The organism is Pseudomonas brassicae (genome assembly GCF_010671725.1).
GTDB classification, from domain to species: Bacteria; Pseudomonadota; Gammaproteobacteria; order Pseudomonadales; family Pseudomonadaceae; genus Aquipseudomonas; species Aquipseudomonas brassicae.
Genome location: NZ_JAAHBU010000531.1, coordinates 1 through 7556, shown reverse-complemented (window position 1 = coordinate 7556; position 7556 = coordinate 1). Strand labels below are relative to the sequence as shown.

Here is a 7556-nt window from a genome sequence, read left to right as displayed (position 1 = left end):
GGGGGTGGAACAGGTGGGCCGGCATGACAACTTCTTCGAACTGGGCGGCCATTCGCTGCTCGCGGTCAGCCTGACCGCGCGCTTGCGCCAGGAGGGCCTGGAGGCCGATGTGCGCGCGCTGTTCGAACAACCGACACTGGCGGGCTATGCCGCCATCACAGACAGAATGGAGATCGTCTTGTGAGCATTCACGAACTGCTGGCGACACTGAAGCACAACGACATCCAACTGGCGCTCAAGGACGGGCAGCTGGTGATCCAGGGCAACCGACAAGCCCTGAGCGACAGCGGCCTGGTGGCACGCCTGCGCGAACACAAGCCGGCGCTGGTGGCGATGATCGAGCAGGGCCGCTACAGCGATGGCAACCGTGCCGGCAGCGCACTGCCGGACAACCGCATCGCGCCCGGCTGCCGGCATATCACCCCGGACATGCTGACCCTGGTCGACCTCGACCAGGCCAGCATCGACGCGCTGGTGGCCGCCGTGCCTGGCGGCGCCGCCAACGTGCAGGACCATCTACCCATTGGCGCCGCTGCAGCAGGGCATCCTGTACCACCACGCCAGTGCACGCGGCGATGACCCGTATGTGATGCAGGTGCAGTTCGCCTTCGCCGACCACGCACGGCTGCGGGCCTTCGCCCAGGCCTTGCGCCGGGTGGTGGCGCGCCACGATATCCTGCGCACCTCGGTGCATTGGCAGGGGCTGGAGACACCGGTGCAGGTGGTGTGGCGGCATGCCGAGCTGAGCGTGCAGGCTGCCGATGCACCGGGCACCCTGGACCTCGGGCAGGCCCCGCTGATTCGCCTGCACTACCGTGAAAACCCCGGCAGTGAGCGGGTGCACGGCACCTTGCTGTTCCACCACATCGCCATGGACCACAGTGCCCTGGAGGTGGTGCGCCACGAGATCCAGGCCTGCCTGCAAGGCCAGGCGGAATCGCTGGGCGCGCCGGTACCGTTTCGCAACTATGTCGCCCAGGCCTGCCTGGGCGTCAGCGAGGCGCAGCACGAGGCGTTCTTTCGCGAGATGCTTGGCGACCTCGACACGCCGACCCTGGCCTACGGCCTGCAAGACCTGTCGGGCGACGGCAGCGGCGTGCTCGAGCACAGCCTGGCGCTGGCGCCTGCGGTGTGCCTGCGCCTGCGTGGCCAGGCGCGCCAGCACGGGGTGAGTGTCGCCAGCCTGTTTCACCTGGGCTGGGCGCGCGTGCTGGCCGGCCTCACCGGCGGCGAAAACGTGGTGTTCGGTACCGTGCTGATGGGCCGTCTGCTCGGCGCCGAAGCCACCGAGCGGGCCCTGGGCATCTTCATCAACACCTTGCCGCTGCGCCTGGACCTGCAGCATCAGCACGTGCAGGACGCGTTGCACACCACGCACCAGCGGCTGACCGCGCTGATGCGCCACGAACACGCGCCGCTGGCCCTGGCCCAGCGCTGCAGTGGCGTGGTCGCACCCACGCCGTTGTTCAACAGCCTGCTCAATTACCGCCACAGTGCGCCGGTGCCCAGCGGCGGGGTCAGTTGGCAGGGCATCGAGGTGGTACAGGCCGAAGAGCGCAGCAACTACCCGCTGGTACTGAGCGTCGACGACCTGGGTGAAGGCTTCAGCCTGACCGCACAGGCCGCGCCCGGCATCGATGCGCGGCGTATCTGCGCGTACCTGGAGTGCGCCATGCAGCACCTGCTGGACGCCCTGGAGCAGGCCCCGCACACCCCGGTTGCGCAGGTGAAGATGCTGCCGCCGGCCGAGCGCGCGGCCGTGCTCGATACATTGAACCCGCGCCCGGTGGGCTACGCTGCCGACCTTACCGTGCATCAGCGCATCGAACGTCAGGCCATCGAGCATGCCGACGCCATCGCCGCACAGGTGGGCACGCAGTCGCTCACGTACCGCGAACTGAACCGCCAGGCCAACGCCCTGGCGCACCACCTGATCGGCCTGGGCGTGCGCCCCGACGACCGCGTTGCGGTCATGGCGCGGCGCGGCCTGGAGACCCTGGTCGGCCTGCTGGCCGTGCTCAAGGCCGGTGCCGGCTACGTCCCGGTAGACCCGGCCCACCCCGATGAGCGCGTGCACTACCTGCTCGACGACAGCGCGCCGGTGCTGGTGCTGACCCAGCTGGCGCTGCTGGACCGCGTGCCCGCTGGCAAGGTGCCGGTGCTGGCCCTGGACCGCCCGCACTGGCCGCAACACCCGGACAATCCGCAGGTGCCGGGGCTCACGTCCGCGCACCTGGCCTACGTCATCTATACCTCCGGCTCCACCGGGCAGCCCAAGGGCGTGATGGTCGAGCACCGCAGCCTGAACAACCTGGTGGACTGGCACTGCGCGGCCTTCGACCTGCAACCGGGCAGCCACACCGCCAGCGTCGCCGGTTTCGGCTTCGACGCCATGGCGTGGGAGGTGTGGCCCGCACTGTGCGCGGCGGCGACCCTGCACCTGCCGCCGGCCGAGATCGCCAACGAACAGCTCGATGCGCTGCTCGACTGGTGGCTGGCACAACCGCTGCAAGTCGCATTCCTGCCCACCCCGGTGGCCGAATACGCGTTCAGCCGCGACCTGCGCCATCCGACCTTGCGCACCTTGCTGATCGGCGGCGACCGCCTGCGCCAGTTCAGCCGTGACCCCGGTTTTGCCGTGGTCAACAACTACGGGCCCACCGAGGCCACCGTGGTCGCCACCTCCGGGCCGCTGCTGCCGGGCGGCGCGCTGGACATCGGCCGGCCGATCGCCAACACCCGTGCCTACCTGCTGGACGCGCAGTTGCAACCGGTGCCGTTCGGCGTGGCAGGTGAGCTGTACATTGGCGGCGCGGGGGTGGCGCGCGGTTACCTCAACCGGCCGGACCTGACCGCCGAGCGCTTCCTCGACGACCCGTTCAGCCCCGAGCCCGCTGCGCGCCTGTACCGTACCGGCGACCTGGCGCGCTGGAACACCGATGGCACGCTGGAGTACCTGGGCCGCAACGACGACCAGGTCAAGGTGCGCGGGGTGCGCATCGAGCTGGGCGAGATCGAGGCACAGCTCAACCGCCTGCCCGGTATCGCCGAAGCGGTGGTGCTGGCCCGTGAGGACGCGCCAGGGCAGGTTCGCTGGTGGCGTACTTCACCGTGCACGACGGGCATGATGCACCGACTGCCGAGCCGCTGCGCAGCCAGTTGCTGGCACAACTGCCGGAGTACATGGTGCCGGTCGCCTATGTGCGGCTGGCAGCGTGGCCGCTGACCGCCAACGGCAAGCTCGACCGCAGGGCGCTGCCCCGTCCGGACGGCACGGCGCTGATCAATCGCGGCCATGTGGCGCCGCAAGGGCCGCTGGAAACGGCACTGGCGCAGTTGTGGACCGAGCTGCTGCACGTCGAGCAGGTGGGGCGTCACGATCACTTCTTCGAGCTGGGCGGTCATTCGCTGCTGGCCATGCGCATGGTGTCCCAGGTGCGTCAGCGCCTGGACCTGGAGCTGGAACTGGGCAGCCTGTTCGCCAACAGCGAGCTGGCTGCCGTCGCCGCCTGCCTGGGCGAGGCGGCGGCCAGCCCGTTGCCGGCCATCCCGACAGTGACGCGCGGCGAACCCCTGGCGCTGTCGTTCGCCCAGCAGCGCCTGTGGTTTCTGGCGCAGATGGACGGCGGCAACCAGGCCTACAACATTCCGCTGGCCCTGCGCCTGCGCGGGGCCCTCGATAGCGTGGCCTTGCGTCGGGCGCTGCAGCAGGTAGTGGCGCGGCACGAGACGCTGCGCAGCCGCTTCATTGCCCAGGACGAACAGGCGCAGGTGCTGTTTGATGCGGCACACGCCGACAACCTCGTCCTGACCTGCGAAGACCTGCGCGAACAGCCCGAGTTGCTGTCGGCGCGGGTCGAACAGGAGGCGCAAGCGCCGTTCGAGCTGTCGGCCGGCCGCTTGATCCGGGGCCGGTTGTTGCGCCTGGCCGACGACGAGCATGCGTTGCTGCTCACGGTGCACCATATCGTGGCCGATGGTTGGTCGATGGAGGTGCTCACCCGCGAGGTGCAGGCCCTGTACCAGGCGTTCAGCACCGGCCAGCACGACCCGTTGGCACCGCTGGCCTTGCAGTACGCCGACTATGCCGCCTGGCAGCGCGACTGGCTGCGCGGCGAGGTGCTGCAGCGCCAGGCCGACTACTGGCAGCAGACACTGAGCGGGGCACCGGCGCTGCTGATGCTGCCGACCGACCGGCCACGACCGGTGCAGCAGGACTATGCCGGCGGCAGTGTCGCGCTGCAGCTGGACGCTGGCGTGTGCGCTGCACTGGAGGCCCTTGCCCAACGTCACGGCGTGACCCTGTACATGAGCGTGCTGTCGGCCTGGGCAGTGTTGCTGGCACGCCTGTCCGGCCAGAGCGAGGTGGTCATCGGCTCGCCCGTGGCGAACCGGCGCAGCGCCGAAGTGGAAGGGCTGATCGGCCTGTTCGTCAACACCCTGGCCTTGCGCCTGGACACCTCGGGTGACCCCGATGTGGCGGCGTTGCTGGCGCGCACCAAGGCCTGTGTGGTGGCGGCCCAGGCGCAGCAGGACCTGCCGTTCGAACAGGTGGTGGAGGTGCTGCGCCCGCCGCGCAGCCTGGCGCACAGCCCGTTGTTCCAGGCCTCGCTGAGCTGGAACACGCACACCAGCACCTCGCTGCAACTGGGTGAGCTGGCGGTGACATCGATGGGCGCCACCTTGCCGTTTGCCAAGTTCGACCTGACCCTGAGCCTGACGGCGGGCCCCGAGGGCATCCACGGGGCGCTGGAGTACGCCACTGCATTGTTCGACGAGGCCACGGTGCTGCGCTATGCCGGTTACCTGGAACAGCTGCTGCGCAGCATGGTCGAGGATGACCAGGCGGTGCTGGCGCATGTTGCGCTGCTGCAGCCGGCGGAGCGCGAGCGTGTGCTGGTAACGTTCAACGATACGGCGGCCGACTACGACCTTGAGCAGCACCTGCACGGGCTGTTCGAAGCCCAGGTGCTGCGTACGCCGCAGGCCGTGGCGGTACAGGCCGAAGACGCGCAGTTGAACTATGCGCAGCTCAACCAGGCGGCCAACCGGCTGGCCCATCACCTCATCGCGCAGGGGGTGAAACCCGATGACCGGGTGGCGATCTGCGTCGAACGTGGCGTGCCGATGGTGGTCGGCCTATTGGCCATTCTCAAGGCAGGGGGCGCGTATGTGCCGCTCGACCCGACCTACCCACTGGAGCGCATCCGCTACATGCTCGACGACAGTGCGCCGGTCGCGCTGCTGGTGGAGCCCGCTACCCGCGAGCTGCTGGGCGACGTGCAGGTGCCGCTGATCGACCTGCAGCAGCCAACCTGGGAGGCCTGCAGCGACGCCAACCCGCAGGTTGCCGGGCTGACCCCGCGCCACCTGGCCTATGTGATCTACACCTCTGGCTCGACCGGCCAGCCCAAGGGGGTGATGAACGAGCATGCGGGCGTGGTCAACCGCCTGCTGTGGATGCAGGAGGCGTACCAGCTGGACGCTGCCGATACGGTGTTGCAGAAGACTCCGTTCAGTTTCGACGTGTCGGTGTGGGAGTTCTTCTGGCCCTTGCAGACTGGCGCCCGGTTGGTCATGGCGCGCCCCGGCGGGCACAAGGACCCCGCGTACCTGCGCGAGGTGATCCAGGCCGAACGCATCACCACCTTGCACTTCGTGCCGTCCATGCTCGATGTGTTCCTGGCGCACGACGAGGCCTTTGCGGTCGATCGCCTGACGCGGGTGCTGTGCAGTGGTGAAGCGCTGCCGGGCAGCCTGGTACGCCGGTTCAAGACGCAGTTGCCGAGCGTGCAGTTGCACAACCTGTACGGGCCGACTGAAGCGGCCGTGGATGTGACGGCCTGGCACTGCGCCGAGCCCCTGGCGCAGACGCCAGACAACACGCCGATCGGCAAGCCGATTGCCAACACCGCGATGTACATCCTCGACGAGCAGGGCCATCCCGTGCCCCAAGGGGTGGTGGGCGAGCTGTACATCGGCGGTGTGCAGGTGGCGCGTGGCTACCTCAACCGCGCACAACTGAGTGCCGAGCGCTTCCTCGACGACCCGTTCAGCCCGCGCCCCGGCGCACGCCTGTACCGTACCGGCGACCTGGCGCGGCACCTGGCCGACGGCACCCTGGAATACCTGGGGCGCAACGACGACCAGGTCAAAATTCGCGGCTTGCGCATCGAGCTTGGCGAGATCCAGGCGCGCCTGACCGCGCAGCCCGGTGTGCAGGAGGCCGTGGTACTGGCGCGCGAAGACCAGCCAGGCGACAAGCGGCTGGTAGCCTACTACACGGGCCCCGCTGCCTTGGCGGTGCAAGCCTTGCGTGACGCGCTGCTGGCCCACCTGCCGGACTACATGGTGCCTGCGCTGTTCGTACACCTGGCGGCGCTGCCGCTGAGCCCGAATGGCAAGCTCGACCGCAAGGCATTGCCCGCACCGGGTGCCGACGCCTTGCCGACCCGTCCCTACGAAGCCCCCCAGGGCGACACCGAGGTGGCCCTGGCGCACCTGTGGGCGCAGTTGCTAGGTGTGGGACGGGTAGGGCGGCAGGACAATTTCTTCGAAATGGGTGGGCATTCGCTGCTGGCGGTCACGCTGCTGGCGCGCATGCGCAAGCAGGGCCTGCGGGCCGATATCCGCGTGCTGTTCAATCAGCCGACCCTGGCGGCGCTTGCCAGCGCCGTGGGCACGGACAACGCGGTGCAGGTACCGCACAACCTGATCGATGCCGGCTGTACGCACATTACCCCCGACTTGCTGGCGCTGGTGGCGCTGTCGCAGGACAGCATCGACCGCATCGTCGCGCAGGTGCCCGGTGGTGCGGCCAATGTGCAGGATATCTATCCGCTGGCCCCGTTGCAGACGGGCATTCTCTACCACCACCTGACGGCCAGCGGCGGTGATCCCTACCTGCTCAAGGCCCACTTCACGTTTGCCGACGAAGCGCGCCTCGGCGCCTTCACCCATGCCTTGCAGCGCGTGATCGAACGCAACGACATCCTGCGTACCTCGCTGTTCTGGGAGGGCGTGCAGCACCCGGTGCAGGTGGTGTGGCGCGAGGCGCCGCTGCAGGTGCAGGCGCACCCGTCGCTGGCCATGGGCGAGTCGCTCGAAGACGGGCTGCAGCACGCTCGGCTGGACCTGACCCAGGCGCCGTTGCTGCGGCTGGTGTACGCCCGTGACCCGGTGGGGCAGCGCCTGATGGCCACGCTGCTGTTCCATCATGCGGTCATGGACCACGTTGCACTGGAGCTGCTTCGCGAAGAAATGCAGGCGGTGATGCTGGGGCAGGCGCAACAGTTGGCGCCCCCGGTGCCGTATCGCAACTACGTTGCGCAGACGCTGCTGGGGCTGGACGACGCCGCTCACGAAACCTACTTCAAGGCCCGACTGGGCGATATCGATGAACCGAGCCTGCCCTACGGGCTCGCGCCACTGGCCGACGCGCAGGTACCGGCCGAGTTCGGCCAGCGCATCGACGACGGCCTGGGCCGCCAGGCGCGCCAGCAGGCGCGTGCGCTGGGGGTCAGCCCCGCCAGCCTGATGCACCTGGCCTGGGCGCT

The 7556-nt window shown here is 68.9% G+C and carries 4 protein-coding genes; all 4 read left to right on the top strand.

The window, feature by feature from the left end; translation table 11 throughout:
* Positions 1-184, top strand: a 184-nt coding sequence (locus G3436_RS25665) for a phosphopantetheine-binding protein (protein ID WP_163951011.1), incomplete at its 5' end; no start/stop codon positions are given.
* On the top strand, positions 181-579 hold the full coding sequence (locus G3436_RS29260; protein WP_476644184.1) for a TubC N-terminal docking domain-related protein: 399 nt from the start codon (positions 181-183) through the stop codon (positions 577-579). The genes G3436_RS25665 and G3436_RS29260, both read left to right, overlap by 4 nt.
* Complete coding sequence (locus G3436_RS29255; RefSeq protein WP_476644183.1) at positions 524-3226, top strand: non-ribosomal peptide synthetase; 2703 nt, start codon at positions 524-526, stop codon at positions 3224-3226. Before G3436_RS29260 ends, G3436_RS29255 begins: the two co-directional genes overlap by 56 nt.
* On the top strand, positions 3184-7556 hold a 4373-nt coding region (locus G3436_RS29250), incomplete at its 3' end, for an amino acid adenylation domain-containing protein (protein WP_476644185.1). The genes G3436_RS29255 and G3436_RS29250, both read left to right, overlap by 43 nt.